At 45.3% G+C, this 21,191-nt stretch carries 15 protein-coding genes; 2 read left to right on the top strand and 13 right to left on the bottom strand.

Going from position 1 to position 21,191, the window contains the following annotated elements:
• From ABD744_RS09145 to ABD744_RS09120, 6 genes are all read right to left on the bottom strand, one after another.
• Window positions 1–2,181: a type I secretion system permease/ATPase gene (locus ABD744_RS09145; RefSeq protein WP_344797681.1), complete on the bottom strand. Its 2,181-nt coding sequence runs from the start codon at window positions 2,179–2,181 to the stop codon at window positions 1–3.
• A gap of 242 nt (window positions 2,182–2,423) precedes the next feature.
• The gene (gene hisI, locus ABD744_RS09140) at window positions 2,424–2,840 is read right to left on the bottom strand and encodes a phosphoribosyl-AMP cyclohydrolase (RefSeq protein ID WP_344797679.1); all 417 of its coding nucleotides are present in this window, start codon (window positions 2,838–2,840) and stop codon (window positions 2,424–2,426) included.
• 90 nt (window positions 2,841–2,930) lie between these two features.
• Window positions 2,931–3,890 carry a GTP cyclohydrolase FolE2 gene (folE2, locus tag ABD744_RS09135; RefSeq protein ID WP_344797677.1) on the bottom strand — a complete coding sequence of 320 codons (960 nt, stop codon included), beginning with the start codon at window positions 3,888–3,890 and terminating at the stop codon, window positions 2,931–2,933.
• Window positions 3,891–4,054: 164 nt separating this feature from the next.
• Window positions 4,055–6,283, bottom strand: a complete 2,229-nt coding sequence (locus tag ABD744_RS09130) for a bifunctional diguanylate cyclase/phosphodiesterase (protein WP_344797675.1) — start codon at window positions 6,281–6,283, stop codon at window positions 4,055–4,057.
• A 9-nt stretch (window positions 6,284–6,292) separates the two neighbouring features.
• The gene (locus ABD744_RS09125) at window positions 6,293–8,176 is read right to left on the bottom strand and encodes a sensor histidine kinase (protein ID WP_344797673.1); all 1,884 of its coding nucleotides are present in this window, start codon (window positions 8,174–8,176) and stop codon (window positions 6,293–6,295) included.
• Between the two features lie 71 nt (window positions 8,177–8,247).
• Complete coding sequence (locus ABD744_RS09120) at window positions 8,248–10,053, bottom strand: M61 family metallopeptidase (RefSeq protein ID WP_344797671.1); 1,806 nt, start codon at window positions 10,051–10,053, stop codon at window positions 8,248–8,250.
• 223 nt (window positions 10,054–10,276) lie between these two features.
• On the opposite strand from ABD744_RS09120, the gene ABD744_RS09115 reads away from it, so the two are divergent.
• Window positions 10,277–10,543, top strand: coding sequence for a late competence development ComFB family protein (locus tag ABD744_RS09115; RefSeq protein ID WP_344797669.1), 267 nt, complete (start codon window positions 10,277–10,279; stop codon window positions 10,541–10,543).
• 12 nt (window positions 10,544–10,555) lie between these two features.
• Here the strand turns inward: ABD744_RS09115 and yfaE are convergent, their stop codons facing one another.
• The 5 genes from yfaE to ABD744_RS09090 all read right to left on the bottom strand — a co-directional run bounded on the left by yfaE (window position 10,556) and on the right by ABD744_RS09090 (window position 17,499).
• Window positions 10,556–10,819: a class I ribonucleotide reductase maintenance protein YfaE gene (gene yfaE, locus ABD744_RS09110; protein ID WP_344797667.1), complete on the bottom strand. Its 264-nt coding sequence runs from the start codon at window positions 10,817–10,819 to the stop codon at window positions 10,556–10,558.
• A gap of 34 nt (window positions 10,820–10,853) precedes the next feature.
• Window positions 10,854–11,984: a class Ia ribonucleoside-diphosphate reductase subunit beta gene (nrdB, locus tag ABD744_RS09105; protein WP_344797665.1), complete on the bottom strand. Its 1,131-nt coding sequence runs from the start codon at window positions 11,982–11,984 to the stop codon at window positions 10,854–10,856.
• 95 nt (window positions 11,985–12,079) lie between these two features.
• Window positions 12,080–14,350 (bottom strand): class 1a ribonucleoside-diphosphate reductase subunit alpha, encoded by a 2,271-nt coding sequence (nrdA, locus tag ABD744_RS09100; RefSeq protein ID WP_344797663.1) that lies wholly within the window; start codon window positions 14,348–14,350, stop codon window positions 12,080–12,082.
• A gap of 713 nt (window positions 14,351–15,063) precedes the next feature.
• Window positions 15,064–16,635: an ATP-binding protein gene (locus tag ABD744_RS09095; RefSeq protein WP_344797661.1), complete on the bottom strand. Its 1,572-nt coding sequence runs from the start codon at window positions 16,633–16,635 to the stop codon at window positions 15,064–15,066.
• A gap of 126 nt (window positions 16,636–16,761) precedes the next feature.
• Window positions 16,762–17,499 (bottom strand): response regulator, encoded by a 738-nt coding sequence (locus tag ABD744_RS09090; protein WP_425562145.1) that lies wholly within the window; start codon window positions 17,497–17,499, stop codon window positions 16,762–16,764.
• Between the two features lie 302 nt (window positions 17,500–17,801).
• On the opposite strand from ABD744_RS09090, the gene ABD744_RS09085 reads away from it, so the two are divergent.
• Window positions 17,802–18,617, top strand: a complete 816-nt coding sequence (locus tag ABD744_RS09085) for a substrate-binding periplasmic protein (protein WP_344797657.1) — start codon at window positions 17,802–17,804, stop codon at window positions 18,615–18,617.
• A gap of 29 nt (window positions 18,618–18,646) precedes the next feature.
• Here the strand turns inward: ABD744_RS09085 and ABD744_RS09080 are convergent, their stop codons facing one another.
• Window positions 18,647–19,756: an ABC transporter ATP-binding protein gene (locus ABD744_RS09080; RefSeq protein ID WP_344797655.1), complete on the bottom strand. Its 1,110-nt coding sequence runs from the start codon at window positions 19,754–19,756 to the stop codon at window positions 18,647–18,649.
• Window positions 19,757–19,902: 146 nt separating this feature from the next.
• Window positions 19,903–21,111: an aspartate aminotransferase family protein gene (locus tag ABD744_RS09075; RefSeq protein WP_344797653.1), complete on the bottom strand. Its 1,209-nt coding sequence runs from the start codon at window positions 21,109–21,111 to the stop codon at window positions 19,903–19,905.
• Between the last annotated feature and the right edge of the window lie 80 nt (window positions 21,112–21,191).

Here is a 21,191-nt window from a genome sequence, read left to right as displayed (position 1 = left end):
TTAACTATTCGCCTCTTGTTTTGCTTTACTCGGATGAGTGTGCAACAAGCCGCGTTTCAGGGCATCCATGACTTGATCTTTTGGCCCGTCCGCAATAATACGTCCTTTCTCAAGCACAATAATGCGGTTCACCAGATTCAGGAGTGAGGCTCTGTGGGTGCTGACTAACAGGGTTTTGCCTGACAGGTGTTTGTCAAACTGTTGAACAATGGCTTGTTCCGACTGGTTGTCCATGGCGCTGGTGCATTCGTCCATAAAAATAATCGGAGGATCGTTTACTAACGCTCTGGCAATGGACAGTTGCTGGCGTTGGCCACCAGACAAGCCTTCACCGCGTTCACCAACCTTCATGCTGTAGCCTTCTGAGTGATGATTGGCGAAATCAGAAAGTAATGATATGTCCGAAACTCTCAGAACTTCCTGATCTGGGATATAAGGCGCCTTCAGTGCGATGTTCTCTCTCAATGTACCATTGAACACCTGAATGTCCTGAGGTATGTAGCCAATGTTATTTCTGCAGTCAGCGGGATTGATTTGCTTTTGATCCAAGCCATCAAACAGAATTTGGCCCTGTGTGGGAGTAAATAAGCCCATGAGCAATTTACCCAGGGTTGATTTCCCTGAGCCGACACGGCCAATTAAAGCGACTCTTTCACCGGCTTTAATATGGATGTTCAGGTTGGATAAAGTTGTCTGGTTCTGTTCCGGGTAGTTGAAACTGACGTTCTTTAATTCAATATCACCGTTTAGGGCTGGGCGATAAATGTAACGGCTGTCTGGCAGTTGATCATCGGGTAGGCTTAATAATTGATTGAGTGTGTCCACCGCTTGTTTGGTTTGCTCGAATTGGGCGATCAGGTTCGCAGCTTGTGCCATGGGTGAAACCGCACGGCTGCCCAGCATCACACAGGCAATCAGGGCGCCCATACTCATTTCGTGCTCGGTGATTAAGTAAACCCCAATAATGATGATAGATACACTGACAAGTTGGGTTAAAAACCCGGAAACCTGGCTGACCGAGTTCGAGATGCGCCTGATTTCCACTTGGTTTCGGCTTAAGAAAGCGACGCTTTCTTCCCATTGACTCTGGCGTTGACCTTCGGCATTAAAAGCCCGGATGGTTTCCAGGGATTGAATGGACTCAATGAGGTTTGCATTTTTCTGAACGTAAGCGACCTGAGATCTTTCGATGGCTTTGCGCAGCGGCCATTGTGCGAAATAGCCATAGGCAAGAATGAGCAGGGCAGCCGTGATCGGTGCTATAACAATTGGGCCACCTAAGCTGAAAATAACGATCAGGAATAAAATCGCGAAGGGGAAATCCACCAACGTGGTTATGGTGACTGAGCTAAAGAAGCTTCGTACGTGGTCGAACTCACGGATGTTCTGAGCATAGCCGCCAACGGATTTAGGCACGTACTGAAAGTGAACGCCCAGCGCTTTTTGAAACAGTTTTGCAGAGAGAATGATATCGAGCTTTTTTCCTGCCACTTCAATGAAATGACTTCTCAAAACTTTAATCAGGAAATCAAAAAAGAAAACGATGCTGACGCCGATCGCGAGTACCCAGAGCGTTTCAACCGCATTATTGGGGACAACCCGGTCGTATACGTTCATTACAAACAGCGGATTTGCCAGAATAAACAGGTTAATCATGATACTGGCAAGAATGACATCCCTATAGATGCTACGGGAATACTTTAGGGTCTTGAGAATCCAGTTTTTGGCCGGTTCTTTTTGTTTGTCTTGGGTGCCAAGCGTGTCAGTGCTATCGGATATTGAAAACTGATTACGTAAATAGAGACATTGGCCTGTGTATTGCGCTTCTAATTCTTGTAACGGTATGGCTTTATGGTTTTGGTGATCTTCTTCGGAAGGATCAATCACCATGAAGGTATCCGGGTCATCTTCAACGCCGGTTAACACCAAGGCTTTATGGTCGTCTAGCAGCAGGACACAAGGTAAGACATCTCTGGGAATTTCGGTAAGAGAACGCTCAACGAGAGAAGCATTGAAGCCAATTCTTTCACACGCACGGATAAATAAGCTAGGCGTCAGTTGATTATCAACTAAAGGCAAACCTGCTGTAAGTGCGTTAGGCGAGTGAGGTCGATGCAAGATATCGCATACCACAGACAAACAACCCAACAACATGTCCTTGGTGTTGAAATTATGCTGCACTTTTATACCCTTTGATTCTTAAATGTTAATTTACCAAACTTAGTAAGGTTTTGTGTTAAGTTTTGTTAATGAAATGAATGGGTTAATGGTAATTTAGAAGAAATAGGTGTAAGTAAATCTGCGATGAGACCAGTGATGATGGGAAGTGTAGCTTATTTTAGTGGTATGAGTAGCGAGTGAAAAAGTATTGAGATATGGCTTAACCCTTGTAAGAGTTTAACAAGGGTTCTTTAGAAATCTAGTTATTTAATCGGATTGACAGATACGATTAATTGTTCATTAGTGATTTCATTGTAAAAGCAGTTTCGGCGGTTGGTGTGACAAGCAGGGCCTTTTTGATCGACCTGAAGCAGCAAAGTATCGCCGTCGCAGTCGGTCGCCATAGAAATCAAGTGCTGTTGGTGGCCAGAACTTTCACCTTTTCGCCAATAAGTTTGACGAGAGCGGGACCAATAACAAACACGACCGGTTTTTAACGTTTCCTCAATGGACAGTTTGTTCATCCAGGCCATCATCAGTACTTCACCTGTGCCATGCTGTTGAGCGATCGCAGGAATAAGCCCATCTTCATTGTAACGAAGGCTTTCAAGCGCCGAAGTCGTATCATGTTGACTGCCAGCAGGTTCTTTTTCCAGTTGTTTCCAGTCCAGTTTGCTCATAATGCACTTTTTAAAAAATGGATAAAACGGGGGGCTTTCAGCGAATAATGCAAAGCTGTTATTAAAACGGCTTTGCATTCTGTTTTGATACTAGCGATGCAAATGAGGCTGGAAACCGCCTTCAATGCCTTTTGTTGTGATGCTTACGGCATCATGTGCGTGAAGGCTTTCAAAGTGTTCGATACGCAGCCAGAAATCCAGATACTCTGAATTTTGATTTAAGGCATTTTTTACCCGGCGTGCTGCGTCTTCACAGAACATCAGATTATGTCCATTCAGGCGGGCAAACTCTTGTTCGTCTTCACGCTTCACTGCGGTCTGAACTGGTGTTTGAAGAGCATCTTCGATGATGTCGATCAATTCTGAAATAGGGAAGTCCTGAGCGGATTCATCCAAACGCACAACCACGTGAGCGGTACTGCGTTGGCTGTGAGGTGTTGCGAAGGTTCCTTTTTCAGAGCGTAACCAAGCTTCTACTTCGTTTACGTCGATGTCTTTACGACCTTCGAAGTCCTGAGTGAATTGCTCTTGAATCAGTTGTCTGGCCAGTGCTGCGGAACAAGGGCAAGTGGAGGAGTAAGGGACTTTTACTGAAAGCTCCAATACCACTTTTTCGTTTTCCAGAAAGCCATTGATATTAACAGGGTAATCTTTCCATCCTGCAAACTGGCTTTTTAGCGCGGACTTTTTGATTAAATAATCAAAATCTAAATTCAGGGTAGTGCGATCACTGATGTCATGATGGCTGTCCAGTAAGTGAGATAGAAACTCACGTAATCCTGCTGCCGTCACTGTCTCGTTTTCTGCGTATTTCATAAGCAGTAAATAAAGGCGAGACATATGTATGCCTTTAACCTGAGGGTTGTTCAGGTTAACGTAAGTCTGAACTTTAGCGTCAATGCGTTGTTCGGGTTCGTTAACATCCTTGATGACCAGTGGCAGAGCGATTCCGCTCATGCCAACCCAATCCAGAGTTGTGTTATGACTTGAGCGGCTGGTTAGAGCCACATCTGGTAGGGCTTTATTGGCAGCAGGGTTTGTAACTGACATAGGAATCCTAGCGTTAGATTTTGTGGGGTACAATAACCCTTGAATATTTAAGGGGAAATGACTGTACCCATAGGTCTAAAATAATCGCGGTATGCTATACGAAAGTACCGGGTTCAGCAAGGACTGAGCCCGGTACAAAGCATTGGAAAAACTAATAGGTATGATTAACTTTTACTAAGTAGCAGGCTTTTTACGTCGTCCGGATGCATCGGTTTCGCGTAATAAAAACCTTGAACTTCGTCACAGCCCAGCTCCAGCAAGACTTCAGTTTGTTCCTGATCTTCAACGCCTTCCGCAATCACCTGTAGGTTAAGTTCATGACCCATTTTAACGATCAAAGACACAATGGTTTTATCGCCGGCATTGCTTTCTACGCGTCGTATGAACGAACGGTCAATTTTTACCCGGTCGACAGGCAGACGCTGTAAATAACTGAGCGACGAGTAGCCGGTACCGAAGTCGTCTATGGCGACGGTAATGCCATCCATGCGAAGCATGGACAGTTGGTCGATGAATACCATGGCATCTTCACTGACCATGGATTCGGTGACTTCAAGCTCCAGGTGTTTGGGGTCTATGCCAGTTGATTTCACCGTTTCGTATACGTAATCAATGAAATTAGGATCTTTAAACTGTCGCATGGAAATGTTCACGGCCATTCTTAATGGGGGTAAACCTTGCTTGATCCATGCCACTTGTTGAGCGCAGGCAGTTCTCAGAACCCATTCGCCAATGTGGACAATTTGTCCTGAGTCTTCTGCGGCGGGAATGAAGTCCATTGGTGAAATAATGGTGCCGTCGGGCTTAAACCAGCGTATCAGTGCTTCAACGCCAATGTATTGGTTGGTTTTGAGGCAAAACTGGGGTTGGTAGAAGAGCACCATTTCATCGTTTTCAATAGCGCCTTTCAATTCTTTGATGACGTTTAGACGAAGTTTCAGTTGTTCGTCCATGGCCGAGTCAAAGAACTGGTGTTTTCCTTTGGTGTTGCTCTTGGCGTATTTGAGAGCGATGCCTGCATTTTTGAATAAGTTGTTGGAGTTATTCTCACACTCTTCTGTGCTAGCTACCCCGACAGAAACAGAGATGGGAAGCTCATTGTCACCGATGTTTATGGTGTTCGCGAATCCTTGGTACAGTTTTTCAATGGCTGCTTCTTGTTCTTCGATGGAGTCAGCAGGCAAGTAGACACAGAAGGTATCACCACTGGCGCGCCCAATGAGGCATTGACTGAAGTTGGATTGCAGGGTTTGCGCGACTTTCTTTAACACTTCGTTGCCAATGTCATGGCCCAGGCCATCGTTTACAGCCTGGAAGTTATCTACGTCGATTAACAGCAAAATGTGCTTTTCATTGCTGCTATCAAGCATGTTCTGAACGGTTTCCAGGAAGCCGTTGCGATTTTTCAGCGACGTGAGGTTGTCCTGATAAGCAATGTCGTTAATGTGTTCGAATAGGTAGGTGTTTTCTAGTGAAGCCGCAATTTGAACGCCGTAAACGGCCAGTAGTTTTTTACTGACGAAGTTAAGTGGTACCTGAGTGGTACTTGCGATGGCCAGCTTGTGACCGGAAGGCGTATCTGCATACAAACACAGGGCAGAGCCGTCGAAGTTACTCTGCTTGTTGGTCAGGGCTTCTGTTATGACTTCCTGGTATTTAGTATCGAGATCATCTAGCAGTGTGTCTTTGCCGGCTGCGATATTTTCACCTGATGCAAGCACCACTGCCTGACCGGTTTTGCTCGACTTGTGAGCACCGCAAACCAAAACGTCTTCCGGTGCTACGTGAGCCAAACGGGAAAACGGTTGAATGATGTCTTTTGCTAACTTCTCGATCGAACGCTCCTGGAACAGTTCCCTGGAAGACGTAACGATATACTCTAAGCCTGCCTGACCGGCTTCCATCGCTTTTATTTGCTCATAAGATCGAAGAGCGGAGGTTAGCGCAGTGATTAACTTGGTTCGGGTCAGTTCACTTTTGGCTTTGTAGTCATTGATGTCATATTTACTGATGACTTCGAGCTCCGGGGCATAACCGGGCTGACCTGTTCTTAAAATAATACGGACAGAGTTGTTTTGCAGTTCGTCGCGAATATAGCCGACTAAATCCAGCCCTGCATTCTCTGTTTCCATCACAACATCCAGCAGGATGCAGGCAATGTCGTTATCTTTGCTTAATATTTCTCTGGCTTCTGCGCCAGAAAATGCGGAAATAATATCAAGAGGCTTATCTTCGAATGTGAAGCCTTGCAAAGCAAAGGAGGTTGCTTTGTGCATTTGTTGTTCGTCATCGACCACGAGCATTTTCCACGGTTGAGCGTCATTATCTGGCGTCTCATCGTGGTGGTCATCCTCAAAAATTATTAGCTCGTCATGCGGCGATTGCTGAGTCATATAGTTATTTTATCCTTGCGTCTCATCCGATACGGGAGCAACTTTTGGTATTCTCACAATAAATTTGGTTCCGTGACTTGCATTGCTTTCCAAGGTAAGTGTACCACCGAGAATCTGCACAGTAATATTGTGAACCAAGTTTAAACCTAGTCCGGTTCCCCCTTCGCCCATCTTAGTCGTAAAGAATGGATCAAAAACTTTCTTGTGAAGTTCTTCGGGTATGCCTTTGCCGTTGTCTTCAAAAATAATCTCCACCATATCATCCGATAGAGATTGAGCATTAATTAGCATAGTTCCAGCATTGTCATCGGTAAAGGCATGATTTACTGCGTTCGTGAAAAAATTGGTAATGACCTGACCTAAAGGTCCTGGGTAACTGTCCAGTGATATGCCCGTTGCAATATCTATGTTGATGGAGTGGCGGGTATGTTTCAGCCGTGGAACTAAGGTTGAAATTACTTCTTCAAGCACTGTTTTCAGGTCAAAAGTTCGTCGTTGTGAACTGGTTTGGTCGGCAGCAACCTGTTTGAAGTTCTGTACCAGATGCACTGCACTGGTAAGGCTTGAGTTCAGTAGCGAAGCGGCTTCTTCGACGCCTTCGATAAAAACGATCAGTGATGATTTCTTAAGTTGGCCACTTTCGAATTCTGCACGGAAGTGCTTCGCCCGATCAAGCAGGGCACTGGATACGGTAACGCTGCTGCCAATCGGGGTGTTGATTTCGTGAGCAACACCAGCAACAAGCCGGCCAAGGGAGGCCAGTTTCTCTGTTTGAACCAAGGTGTCCTGCGCCAGCTCCAGATCTGATAGCGCTTTTTCTGCGCGTTCCCGGGCTTCTTGGATTTTAGCTTCGCTGCGTTTACGTTCGCTGATGTCCTGTAAAACAATAACGTGACCTTGTGGGTTGCCCTGAGAGTCAAATAGGGGGGCGGTGGAATACATTAAGGTCATTCCGATGGTTCCCGAGTTTTGGCCTAAATGTGAGTCAACGGTAAGCTCTTCTCTGTGTTGTGTTTCTTTCAGCTCGCTGTGAAGGTGCAGGTCTTTGATGATGTCGCTAAGCGGCTGATTCAATACTTGCAGTTTTTCAATATGAACCAGGTCACTGAAAGAGGGGTTGCAGTCTACGATGTTATGTTGTCTGTCGATGTACACGATAGGGCTCGGGATGCCGTTTAATAGCGTTCGCTGAAAGCTCAGTTGGTCTTGCAGGTTTTTCTCGAATTTCTCCTGAAGGCGTTGAATGGAGTTGTATGCTTGAATAAAGTGCCCCAATTCATCTTCTGTCTTCCAGTTAAAGTATTCACGTTGACCTGTTTTTTCAAAGACTTCAATGGTGTCCATTACGCGCCGGATTGGTTTAATGATGGTGACACCAAAACCGATGAAAATCATGATGATCAGCGTACCGGAAAGCAGGCAGAGCAACATGAGTTGAGTCAATATGTTGGAGTTTAATTCCTCTTGATCCGGGGATAGGTCAAAGTGGATTTCAAGCTCGCCTAAGGTATCGGATTCGAGGTCGGCTTCATGAACAATGGATCGCTTGCCTTCGTAAACATCTTCATGGTCCGTTTGGCATTCATTGTTAAAGTCGAATTCATTGGGCCCCAGAACGGATTCCAGCCGAATGCATATGACCCGTTCTTCCCGGCTGATGGTGTCCAGAATGGCTTTGACGCTGCTCGATTCAAGATACCACAAGGGCCTTTCTAGCAGTTGGGTTGAACGGGTTAAGAAGCGGTCTGCTTCGTCTTTAAGTAATCTTTTGGATTCGGATACGGTGGTTAGAGCAAATACCAAGACAAACAAACTTGTAATCAATAGCATCGGAGGAATAGTGATCAGCAGGAATTTTCCCCGCAGAGATCGTTTGCTAAACCACTGCTGCATAGTCGATCGTATCCCTTTGATTATGATTGGATAAATGATTGTTAGTCGTGTTTGTCTCAGTCTAGCTTACTTCAACGTTTAATCCACTCCCGGCATTTGTTTGTATCCGAAATGGTGAGGTAGCAACTGGACAATGTGCTTTCCGTAAGCTTTATGGTGGTTACCATTAGCTGATCGCGCCTGAAGAAATGACATTCAATCTCATCTCCCACGGAGAAGTTGGAGATTACTTTATCCATGTCTTGTTTGCCAAGCTTTAATTGGTCGATTGCCAGGATTACGTCTCCTGTTGATAATCCGGCGATCTGCCCTGGCATATTATCGAGTACATGCACCAGCTCTGCACCCATAGGGTGGGCTTTGGCCCTTACCCCTAAGCTGTGGGTGGATTCGGTCGAAGGTTTTTTACCTCCTGTGTCCGTGAGGCTGGCTGCTGGGTACCAGATCAGTTCCACGCCATGATCTGCCAGTATGTCTTTGAGGGGAAGGTCGTCTGTAGTATGCAGGGCTTGTTGAAGGTACTCACTGACGTCGACTCCTGTGACTTGTTTTATTAGCCCTGGCATTTCGGTTTCTGAAACGCCAAAACCTGTGGCAAGGTAACGTTTCCAGAGATGGCGCATGACATCATCCAGTCGCGCTTGCTGTTGGCTTTCTTTTAAGATCAGCAGGTCGAGCCCGAGTGCGATTAAAGCGCCCTTTGCGTAGTAACTTACAATGTGGTTGGGGGCGCCTTCGTCTTGTTGGTAGAACCGGGTCCAGGTATCGAAGCTGGATTCCGCCACGGTTTGTCGAAAACGGCCATTTTGGCGATGAACTCGGGTGATGTCCTGGCCAAGCAGTTCCAGATAACTTTCTTCGGTTATGACGCCGCTTCTGGCCAGTAATAAATTGTCAAAGTAAGACGTTACCCCTTCAAACAACCACATAAGCTCAGTGTGCACTTCCTGCGTCAGGTCATAAGGTAAAAACTTAGCGGGTTTGATGCGCTTTACATTCCAAGTGTGGAAATATTCGTGGCAACACAGGCTTAAATAGGTTCGGTAACCCTCTGTGATTTCCGTTGCATTTTTAGCGGGCAGATCGGAGCGCTCTGAAATTAAGCTGGTTGATGCTCTGTGTTCTAGGCCGCCGTAACCCTGCTCAACAACCAGTGTCATAAACAGGTAGTAATCCACTGGCGGCGGGGTTTCAAAGAAGTTGATCTGGTATTCACAGATTTGTTTCAGGTCCTGACAAAGTTTGTCCGTGTCAGCGTAATGCTTACCGACCAAAACCACGTCGTGTTGCACTCCGCAGGCTTCAAACGAGGCCAGGGTGAAGTCTGAAATTTCTACCGGATGGTCGATCAGGTCGTCGTAATTTTCGGCGTGGTAGTGGCCGAACTCATATCGAGGGTGATCGACAGGTCGTAAAGACGTAGCGACTTGCCAAGTGTCGTAAGGCTCGGAGGTCGGCTTTTCAATCGTTAATAAACAAGGTTCTTTTTCGTGCTCCAGGACTTCAAGAAATAAACTGGTGCCATTGAAATACGCGTGCGTTTGATCGAAATGGGCACTGCGAACGGATAAGTCCCAAGCGTAGACGATGTAGCTGATGCGAACCGGTTTCCCATGGGTGATGATCTTCCAGCTGGACTTGTCTAGTTTGGTGGTCAGTAATTTCATGCCTGACTCGATCGAGTAGGCCTCTAACTCAACGATGTTTTTCACGAAATCACGAACTAAATAGCTGCCAGGAATCCAGTTAGGCAAACGGATGATTTGTTCTGTTTCCGGGTGATCGATTTCAAGGTGAACGTGAAACCGATGGGCATTGGGCTCGGCAAGCTCAACTGAGTAACGAATGTTGTATGAGGATAACAGAACTTCAGACATGTGAATCAACCAATTAGGAAAGTAATACTCGAAGTTTTATAAGTAATGACTGGCTTTTTCAAGTCATTTGCTAAACTTGTTCAATATTGAACAAATAATGTACTTGGCTTGTATGAATAATGATCGTTTCTATCTGTCCGGAAAATGATCGTTTGATTCATTAACGTGGCCTTAAGAGTGGTAAGTGTAGACCCTTTGGCTCTAAGGCAAGAAAGGAGTGGTTATGAGTTTAACCGATCAGATACAGAATTATGTAGAAACCATGGTGGAAGAAAAAATCTATGAGAAGCTAGGGCGTGATGTGGATCTGGATACAATGGTGGATATTGCCTGTGTGGCGTTGAATCAGCTATCGCCTCGATACATTCGGTATGCGGTGGACTTTGTGTTTTATCTGTCGCCCGAAGAGCGAACCCAGCTATTTGATGACGTAGAAAATGCTGTGAAAGAAGCGATTGAATACGTTAAAAGCCATAAGCGAATTGTCTGATGCGTTTGAAAATCACAGCGGTCTCATTATTTTCAGGTCGGTGATTGCTTTGCAGCAGCAGGTAAGAATTTCATTTTCTTTGATAAACGCCAAGGGTGGCTCGTCGTAATCCACCCGACCTTCCAGCAGGGTGACTCGACATGCGCCGCAATAGCCTGAACGGCATTGGTATTCTATTCGAATATCGTGTTCTTCCAGGCTATTTAATAAAGGCTCGGATTTAGAGACGTAAAACGGCACTAAATCCTCTACCTCTACTTTGACTTCATCTGACACTAAGACGTGACTCCTGTATTTCTGGAATCAGACATTACAGGTCAAAGTCGTCAAAGTCATCCGCAGATACTTCGCTGTCAACCTGGCCCACCAGGTATGAGCTAATCTCAGACTCTTGCGGTGCGACTTGTACATTGTCACTGACCAACCAGGCATTCATCCATGGCAGTGGATTAGACTTCACATCGAAAGGAGAGTTGAGTCCAACCGCTTGCATGCGAATGTTAGTGATGTATTCAACGTACTGACAAAGAATGTCTTTGTTCAGACCGATCATGGAGCCGTCTTTGAACAGATATTCAGCCCACTGTTTTTCTTGCTCGGCAGCTTCAATAAAAATTTCTTCCGCTTCCTGCTTACATTCTTCAGCAACTCGTGCCATTTCTTCATCATCCTGGCCGCTGGCCATGATGTTCAGCATGTGCTGTGTGCCTGTTAAATGGAGTGCTTCGTCGCGGGCAATGAGTTTAATGACCTTAGCGTTGCCTTCCATTAATGCTCGTTCAGCAAAGGCGAAACTGCAGGCAAAGCTGACGTAAAAACGAATTGCTTCCAGTACATTAACGGAAACCAGGCACAGGTAAAGACGCTTTTTGAGTTCAAATAAGGTCACATCAATCGGCTTGCCGTTTATTTCATGCGTTCCTAAACCAAACATGGTGTAAAGGTTCATGTACTCGATAAAGGCATCGTAATACTTACTGACGCTGTCGGCCCTTTTCAGAATTTCTTCATTTCTGACAATGTCATCAAACACATCGGAAGGGTCTGACTTGATGTTACGAATAATGTGAGTGTAACTGCGGCTGTGAATGGTTTCGCTGAATGCCCAGGTTTCAATCCAGGTTTCCAGCTCTGGCAGAGAACAAACAGGCAGTAATGCGATGTTTGGTGAACGCCCCTGGATGCTGTCCAGTAATGTTTGGTATTTCAGATTACTTAAGAAAATGTGCTGTTCATGTTCAGCAAGATCCTGAAAGTCTTTACGATCTTTGGATAGGTCGACTTCCTCTGGTCTCCAGAAGAAAGACAGTTGCTTTTCAATTAAGGATTCGAAAATAGGGTACTTCTGCTGATCGTAACGCGCTACGTTGACGGTTTCGCCGAAAAACATAGGCTCTTTTAAAGAGTTTACAGGCTTGCGATTAAAAATTGTGTACTGCATTTGCTGGGTCCAAACGAACACGGAAATAGTATTTTTTGAATGTTCCAATGAGACGGCGGGCCGCCCCATTGGTTTTTGCTATTAAGTTTGTAAGATTAAATCTTACATGCGCCGCCTTCGCAGCCATCATCACCACCGCTGTGGTCATCACTCGCACCATCACGGGTATTGTGATAATAAAGCGTTTTAACACCTAACTTATATGCGGTAAGTATGTCTTTCAAAATAGTTTTGATTGGTACTTTACCGTCTGTAAATTTGGCCGGGTCGTAGTTGGTATTTGCCGAGATCGCCTGATCTACAAACTTTTGCATGATGCCAACCAGCTGTAAATAACCGTCGTTACTTGGAATGGTCCATAGTAACTCGTATTCATTTCTGTGCTCGTCGATGTTCGGGACAACTTGCTTAAGAATACCGTCTTTACTGGCTTTGATACTGATCAGGCCACGAGGTGGTTCAATACCATTGGTTGCATTACTGATCTGGGACGATGTTTCAGAGGGCATCAATGCTGTCAGGGTGCTGTTACGCAGACCGTGCTCTTTGATGTCCTTGCGTAAGGTTTCCCAATCCTGATGCAGGGGCTCTGCACAGACGTCGTCCAATTCCTTCCGGTAGGTATCAATCGGAAGAATGCCTTGCGCGTATGTGGTCTCGCTGAACTTATCACATGCGCCTTGTTCTTTGGCTAAGTTACACGATGCTTTCAATAGATTGTATTGAATGGCTTCAAATGTTTTATGAGTCAGTTTGTTAGCAGAACCATCAGAGTAACGCTTGTAGTTTTTAGCAAGGTAGTACGCGTAATTGATGACCCCGACGCCTAATGTACGACGACTCAGACTGGCTGTTTCTGCTGCTTTAATTGGGTAATCCTGGTAGCTCAACAGGCTGTCCAACGCTCTTACGATCAAGTCAGACAGTTCTTCCAGCTCGTCCAGGTTCTCCAATGCACCCAAGTTGAATGCGGCAAGTGTACAAAGCGCAATCTCACCGTTTGGATCATCAATGCTGTCTAATGGTTTGGTTGGCAATGCAATTTCTAGACACAGGTTGCTCTGGCGGATCGGTGCCTGAGCTGGGTCGAACGGGCTGTGGGTATTGCAGTGATCCACGTTTTGCAAATAAATACGACCCGTGCTGGCACGCTCTTGAGCAAATAAGGAGAAAAGCTCAATTGCCTTGATCGACTTTTTACGAATGGAGTCATCGGCTTCGTACTTCAGGTACAGCTCTTCGAACTTTTCTTGATCTTCAAAGAATGCATCATACAGGCCCGGTGTGTCAGAGGGACTGAACAAGGTTATGTTGCCGCCTTTGATCAGGCGCTGATACATCAAACGGTTGAATTGAACGCCGTAGTCCATGTGGCGAACTCGGTTTTCCTCAACGCCCCGGTTGTTTTTCAATACAAGCAGGGATTCAACTTCCAGGTGCCATAATGGGTAAAACAGGGTTGCAGCGCCGCCACGAACCCCCCCTTGAGAGCAGCTTTTAACGGCTGTCTGAAAGTGCTTGTAGAAAGGAATACAGCCAGTATGGAAGGCTTCCCCGCCGCGAATCGGGCTACCCAAAGCACGAATTCGGCCGGCGTTAATACCAATGCCCGCACGCTGGCTGACGTATTTAACAATGGATGCCGCAGATGCGTTAATGGAATCCAAGGAGTCGCCTGTTTCAATCAGAACGCATGAACTGAATTGACGCGTTGGTGTACGAACACCTGCCATGATTGGCGTGGGCAAAGATAACTTAAACTGAGATACCGCGTCATAAAATCGCTTGATGAAGTCCAGACGACGGTCTTTTTCATAGCTGGCAAATAAACATGCGCCAATTAAGATGTATAAGATCTGCGGGCTTTCGTAAATTTCGCCGGAAACCCGATTTTGAACCAAATATTTGCCTTCGAGCTGTTTTACCGCTGCGTAGCTGAAGTCCATGTCTCGCCAGTGATCCATGAACTCGTTCATTTGATCGAATTCAGCTTCTGTGTAGTCTTCAAGCAAGTGGTTATCGTATCGGTTATCGTTCACCATTTTTACGACGTGATCGTATAGGCGAGGTGGTTCGAAACGACCAAATGCTTTTTTGCGCAAGTGGAAAATAGAAAGACGCGCAGCCAGGAATTGGTAATCCGGTGTGTCTTGCGAAATTAGGTCAGCGGCTGACTTAATAAGTGTTTCGTGAATATCTTCGGTTTTGATGCCGTTAAAAAATTGAATGTGAGATTTCAACTCAACTTCTGAAACGGAGACATTGTCCAAGCCTTTTGCAGCCCACTCAATGACTTTATGGATTTTATCTAAATCAATAGGCTCACAGCGCCCATCTCGTTTCATGACCGAAATATTGTTATTCATGCTGACCTGACGGCTCCCTTTGTTTGAACTCAGCAGGAAACTGAATTCAAGCGGGTAAAACCCTTTTAAATTGAAGGTTTTACTGACTGTTACTTATTTACACCTTTTTAGTGCAGTGTCCCTAGAGTAGTGCACTAGATGTAGGGTTGTTTTAACTCTGAGTGCACAAGATAGAGCGTTAATTGGTGAAATTCAAGGATTGACATAAAAGGTAAGATTGTGCCTTTTTGACTGTGCTTAATTGATATTTTGGTCAGAAGCTAGAAGCGGCGCGGGGTAGACAAAAAATGCATTTCGTCGGGATATTTTAAAAGAAAATTTTATTTTTATATTATTTTATTTTGGGCAAAAAAAAGGAACTCAAATGAGTTCCCGAATTCAGAGATAAATACGAAAAGGGTAGAACTAAAATCGTTCTAACTACAACCTCTCTGTATTCGTGAAACAATCTACAAGAGAACATCTGTTCACAGAATACAAAACTAAGTTTGGTTCACGGCGCCTGATTAATCTGTTGTTGGTTTGTGATAGTGCTGTAACAGAGTGTAATGGGGTGAGAAGCGTGTCACGGTTTCTGACGAATTGGTTAATATTGGGTTACACAGGCCCGAAAAACTGAATAACAGCAATGTCTTGCAAGACTGTTGCTGTTATTCATTGTTTGCATTGTTATCGTAAACTTTGGGTTGGCTGTGGAGGTTTTTATGGAGGTATTAAGGTTGTTCTCTGGGCCAGATCAGGCTGAACTTGGCGCCTTTCAGGTCAGCGCTTTTGGTGATCATAGCTTTCCCTCCGTGCCAATAGGTAATGCGTCGCACGATAGATAGTCCTAAGCCATAACCTCCGGATGCTCTGGTGCGGCTGTCGTCGAGTCGGGCAAAGGGAGTAAAAACTCTGTCCCAGTCTTTTTCAGGGATGCCAGGGCCGTCATCTTCTACATCGACACGGCAGGTGTCTTTAGATAAGTGACATTTTACCCGAACCGTCGACTTTGCATACCGGCGGGCATTACCGACCAAGTTTTGGATGGCTCTGTGAATGTATCGTTCTTCAAACTCTGAACTTTCATTGTTTGTGTCGCAGCTGAAGACATAAGATATTTCCATGTCTTTATCTGCAAGCGCCGTTTGCTCAGTACACACCTGTTCTACGATGTCTTTGAGTTTTAGGTTTTGGAACTCAATGATAGGGCCGCCTTCTTCCAGTCGGGCATAGGTCAGAATTTCATCAATGAGGTCGTCCAGCTCTTGGATATCGTTATCGATGGCCTGGAGCTGAGTTTCCATGCCGGGATCGTTGGCAAAATCTTCAATCATTTGAACGCCAAACCGAATACGGGCCACCGGGGTTCTTAATTCATGAGAAACCGCCCGGATCATTTCTCGTTGTATGGTTAAAAGGCGCTGGATGTGTTCTGCCATGGTGTTGAATGCTTCAGCCATGCGGCCCAGTGATCCTTGGTCTTTTTGATCAATGCGCGTGTTCAGGTCACCTCGGGAAATTTTATAGGCTGCGTGTTCTATTTTTCGGAATTTGCTGTTCAGCTTTTTCAGCTGTAAAAACAAGATCAGACCCAGCCCGCAAAACGCGGTGGTAATCACGATCAACGCAGGAATATACGGAAATCTGGCAGTAACAGGAATGGGGCCGATAGAGACCGATTTATTTTGGTAAGGAATATTAACAAAAATGGATTCCTGCTGACAAAAATCCGATGTGCATACCTGGTAGTGGGCAATGGGATTTCCTTTTTGATCCACCTGATTGGAGAGTACTTGTGTGACTGAGACATCAAAGTTAGACAGTATTTCCAACTCTTTCATGGCCAGCTCAAATGACGCTGAGTTCTCTATGAAATACTGAAGCAGTTTGGGCAGGGCATGGGTTAATGTATACGAAGGGTTTTTGAGGGTAATAGCCAGTAACTCGTCTTGAAGTGTGTCGAGCTGTATGTAGGCTTTCAGTTGACCTTTCTCGGTGAACTCATAATAGGTAAAACCGCGCTTGAGTCGCGCTTTAATTCGGCTGGAAAATTTGGTTTCTTCGTAGCTGATGGTTTTAAAGGATAATCCAGGCAGCTGAGTCAGTGTATTGCTGTTAAGAATTTCAGTGTCTTTTTCAAATGCGGACTTCAGTAACGACAGTGGTGCAGCTGAAATGGTTTCAATGTGTCGGGTTTTGTTAACGTAGTTGATGGCGTAAATGGATAAGAAAGATAAAGCAGTCAGCGCGATCGACGAAACCAGTAAGGTGATATAGAGCTTAATAAAAAGGCTTTTAAACACGTCGTAGTTACCGTTTTTTAGAAGTGTTATTTTTTGTGAGGTAAGGAAAGGTTTGAGGTGAACCAGACAAGATGGAGATTATTGGACCACCCCGTTCAAGGGCGATCCGAAGAAGGAGAATGTGGCTTATCCTTCGATGTCTTTCACAAACAAATACCCTTTGCTACGAACCGTTTTAATGCGTCTGGGGTGCATAGGGTCGTCGCCAACTTTCGGGCGTATTCTTGAGACGCGAACGTCGATGGAGCGATCCTGCCCGTCGTATTCTATGCCCCGTAGTGCGGTGAAAATTTCTTCTCGGCTCAGAACCTTGCCTGCGTTACTTGAGAGTAACCAAAGTAGATCAAATTCAGCACTGGTGAGGTCAATGCTTTCGTCTGCAAGCCAGGCTTCACGCATGGAACTGTCAATTACTAACTCTCCAAATTCAAGGCGTGTTTGTTGCTCGCCGTTGGTCTCTGGCACACTGTCAGGGGTTGGCTGTAATGAGCGACGAAGTAATGCCTGGATTCGGGCCAGAAGAACTCTTGGACGAACCGGTTTGGCGACGTAGTCGTCAGCGCCCATTTCTAATCCAAGTACTTGATCCAGGTCGTCAGTTCGAGCGGTCAGCATTAAAATAGGGCCTTTGTATTTTGGCCTTACCAAACGGCAAACTGCAATGCCATCTTCACCTGGTAACATCAGGTCTAAAACGACTAGGTCTGGTTGTTCATTGATGATGCGATCGATTGCTTTGGCGCCGTCACCTTCGATACTGACTTGCAGACCGTTATTTTCTAAGTAGTCTTTTGTCAGCGATGCTAAACGCTCATCGTCTTCTACGATCAAGATATTTGGAGTATGGGTATCCATATTGCTCATTGTTACCAAATGCTTTTTATGGTTTTCGTTATTGTTCTTTCAGTGTCTAATTCAAGTCTTTTTATGTATTTATTTCAAGTTATTAGTTCTATATTTTAAAAAAATACTCGATATATACATGATAATGACAGTTACTTCGCAATTGTTTTTATCGTTCGAAGCAATCTTATGTCGGGCAGCATATTCTTTTCTTGAGTAATTTATCAATAAAATATCCGCAGAAATGACTAAAAAGTTACCCGAGAAGCGATTTTTTGTATCTTAACTACACTTCATGTGAGTCTTTTTTTTGGGCAGGAACTATGTTTTCTCGAGTCTGTTTTGTCCCTTGGTTAGTGTTTTGGGGCTTTGTATTTGTGCTTTTTCAGGCGCAGGTAAGTGCACAAACCAAACCCTTTGTTTTTGCTTATCAAAATAGCGATAACTTTCCTTATCAGGTCGGGGATGGAAACTCCATTCATCCAACCAACCCTGGTGTTGCTGTTGAACAGATGAAGTATGTAATGAGTCAGCTGAATGCGAATGTTGAGTTTCATCGTGTGCCCTGGAAACGAGGTCTGTTGTTACTGAAATCTGGCGATATTGACGGTCTGTTCAGTGCAAGTTTTAAAGAGCAGCGCAAAGAATTTGGGCAGTATCCGATGCAGGGTAATCAGCCCGATCGAACCAAGCGAAGTTATTCCAATTCTTATTCAATTTTTAAGCATGTTCATGGTGAAATTGCCTGGGACGGCGAACGTTTTAGTGGTTCAGGGTATAAGGTGTTTGTGCCGCTGGGTTTTTCTGTGGCTAACGATTTAAGACGACACGGGATAAATGTTCATGAAGCGTCTGATATTCTTTCCCAGTTACATATGTTGTCCAGCCAACGAATTGATGCTGTTGCTTTATTGACGCCTTCGGGTCAGGGGTATCTGGAAAAGCACCCTAAGTTATCGTCGGTGATTACGATGGTAAAACCTCCTTTATCCACCAAGGATTATTATTTGATGTTGTCTCATCAGTTTGTGGGTCAACACCCGGAGTTAGCAGAGCGTATATGGCATGAGCTGGGCGAAGTCAGAAATTCCCCAGTGTTTGCTCGGTGGTTTACTAAGTATCAGGGGCGAGGGGAGTAGACTCGACTGGCTTGTCGAGCCTTTCGTTATCAGCGAGAGAAGGTTACTAAATGGTCGGCATCAAACCGGATACCGATATGATCACCCACTTCAAAGTTAAGGTGGCTCGATAATACGGTTGAGATCAGTTGCTTGGACGGCAACTCCAGCCCGTAATAACAAGACGCGCCCCAAAAGTGTTTTTCAGTGATTTTTACAACTAAGGCGCTGTCTTTGTCTGACACTATGTCTTCGGGCCTGACCAGTACATCCACCACCGCCCCTTCGGGATGAAGTAATGGTTGTGCTGAAGTGGCGACGCCTAATTCACAAGAGACGGAGTGAGCTGTTTCCACCTGAGCGGGTAAGAAGCTTCCTTTACCGATGAAGCTGGCGATGTTTCTGTTGAGCGGTTCATGGTAAAGATCGTACGGGGTGCCCCATTGCTGAATTTGGCCGTTCATCATGATGCCAATTTTATCGGCGACGGTGAAGGCTTCTTCCTGATCGTGGGTCACTAGAATAGCGCTGGTGTTTTGTTCTTTCAGTATGTCTCTGACTTCCAGGCTGAGTGTACGCCTTAACTCGGTATCAAGGTTTGAAAAGGGTTCATCCAGCAGGATCAGTTTCGGCTTGGGGGCAAGAGCTCTGGCAAGTGCGATTCGTTGTTGTTGTCCACCGGACAGTTCGTGTGGATAACGGTTGGCTAATGCTTCCAGTTTCACCGTTGCCAACATATCCAGTGCTCGTTGTTCTGATTCTACGGATTTGTTTTTCAATCCAAACATCACATTTTCCAGCACAGAGAGGTGTGGAAACAAGGCGTAATCCTGAAAAACCATGCCTACGTTGCGTTTTTCAGGGGGGAGTAGCTTGTTGTTACTGGCAATAATTTGACCGTCGACTTTGATGTCGCCCTGATCAATTTCCTGAAAACCGGCGATGGTTCTTAAAATGGTGGTTTTTCCGCAGCCGGAAGGCCCTAATAAACAACCAATTTCACCACTGTGGAGTGAGAAACTCGCAGATTTCACGACTTCGGTATTGCCGTATTTGCAATGTAAATTGCTGATTGAGAGCACATCCACAGAATCAAACTGGCTGAGGGTGTGTTCTTCTGGTGCGAGGGCTCGCTGTGTTAGCGGCTTATCAGGGTGCATACGATTACCAGGTAGCATATGTAAGGGCCGAAGTGATTTTTTCGGAAGCATATACCTATTTTATAATGCTTTTGGTAATAGTAAACATTCTCGTTCTTTTTTATGGTTTTTTTTGTTCTGTGTCATTTTTATTGCTCCAATTCTGGTTAGTGGGGTCTTCTTGGCGCACTCCGTTCATCGCCCATGTAGATTTTAATCAGTTTAATGAGTTTGTTGGTCATTTTACTGGCTTCCTGATTGCTCATGATCAGCGGCGGCAGTAAACGAATGACTTGTTGATTTCCGGTGATATTGATTAATAAACCGGTTGCCTTCGCAATAGCCACCAATTCAGGACAAGGTTCGGTCAATTCGATGCCGATCATCAGGCCGCAACCACGAATGTTTTTGATGTAATGGGAGCCGGTTAATTCTTCATGGAGTGAATCCAGAATCAAATTTCCCAGTATGGAAGCTCTTTCGCACAGTTTGTGAGTTTGTATGGTTTCAATGACGGCAAGTGCTGCCGCGCAAGCCATTGGGTTTCCGCCAAATGTGGAGCTATGACTGCCAGGCGTGAACAGTTCAGCGGTTTGTTCTTTGGCTAAACAGACGCCAATAGGGAAGCCGTTGCCAAGCCCTTTTGCGGTGGTGATTACATCTGGTTGGATGTTGGCTTTTTGTGCGTAAAAATAGCTGCCTGTTCGGCCGTTGCCGGTTTGGACTTCGTCGAACATCAATAGCCAGCCGTGTTCATCGCATATTTTTCTAAGCTCGGCTAAATAACTTTCATCAGGTAAGTGAATGCCTGCTTCGCCTTGAATCGGCTCAATCAATACCGCCGAAACGTTATGGTTGGATTTTGCTATTTGCTCAATGGCGTGAAGGTCATTGAATGGAGCGCGAATAAAGCCAGGGGATAGAGGCTCGAAGCCTGCTTGAGAGGCTCGTTGACCGGAGGCTGTTAAGGTTGCAATGGTTCGACCATGACAGGCTGAGTTCATCACAATAATAGATGGGTGTTCTAATCCCATTCTCCGGCCATGCAGTCGGGCCAGTTTAATGGCTGTCTCATTGGCTTCTGCCCCTGAGTTACAGAAGAAGGCTTGATCCGTGTTTGAAATTCCGGTCAAAACAGTCGCGAGTTGTTCTTGGTAGGGGCTTTGGTAGTGGTTGGATGTGTAACAGAGTGTCGTAACCTGTTGTTGTATTGCGGAGGTGACTGCCGGGTGGTTATGGCCTAAACCGCAGACCGCAATGCTGCTTGTGGTATCCAGGTATTTTCGCTCTTGATCGTCGTATAACCAGATTCTGTCTCCTCGGTGAAATTGAATCGGAAGTCGTCCATAGGTGTTCATTAGCGCGCTTTCAGGCATGTGTAATCACTTACTTTTTATTCTTGTATTAAGATCGTGGTTTTAAATTCGAAAGTTTTAGTCTAGCAACGAATGGCTGA

The sequence above is a fragment of the Litoribacillus peritrichatus genome (assembly GCF_039537985.1).
Taxonomy (GTDB): domain Bacteria; phylum Pseudomonadota; class Gammaproteobacteria; order Pseudomonadales; family Litoribrevibacteraceae; genus Litoribacillus; species Litoribacillus peritrichatus.
This window is presented reverse-complemented; position numbering and strand designations above follow the sequence as displayed.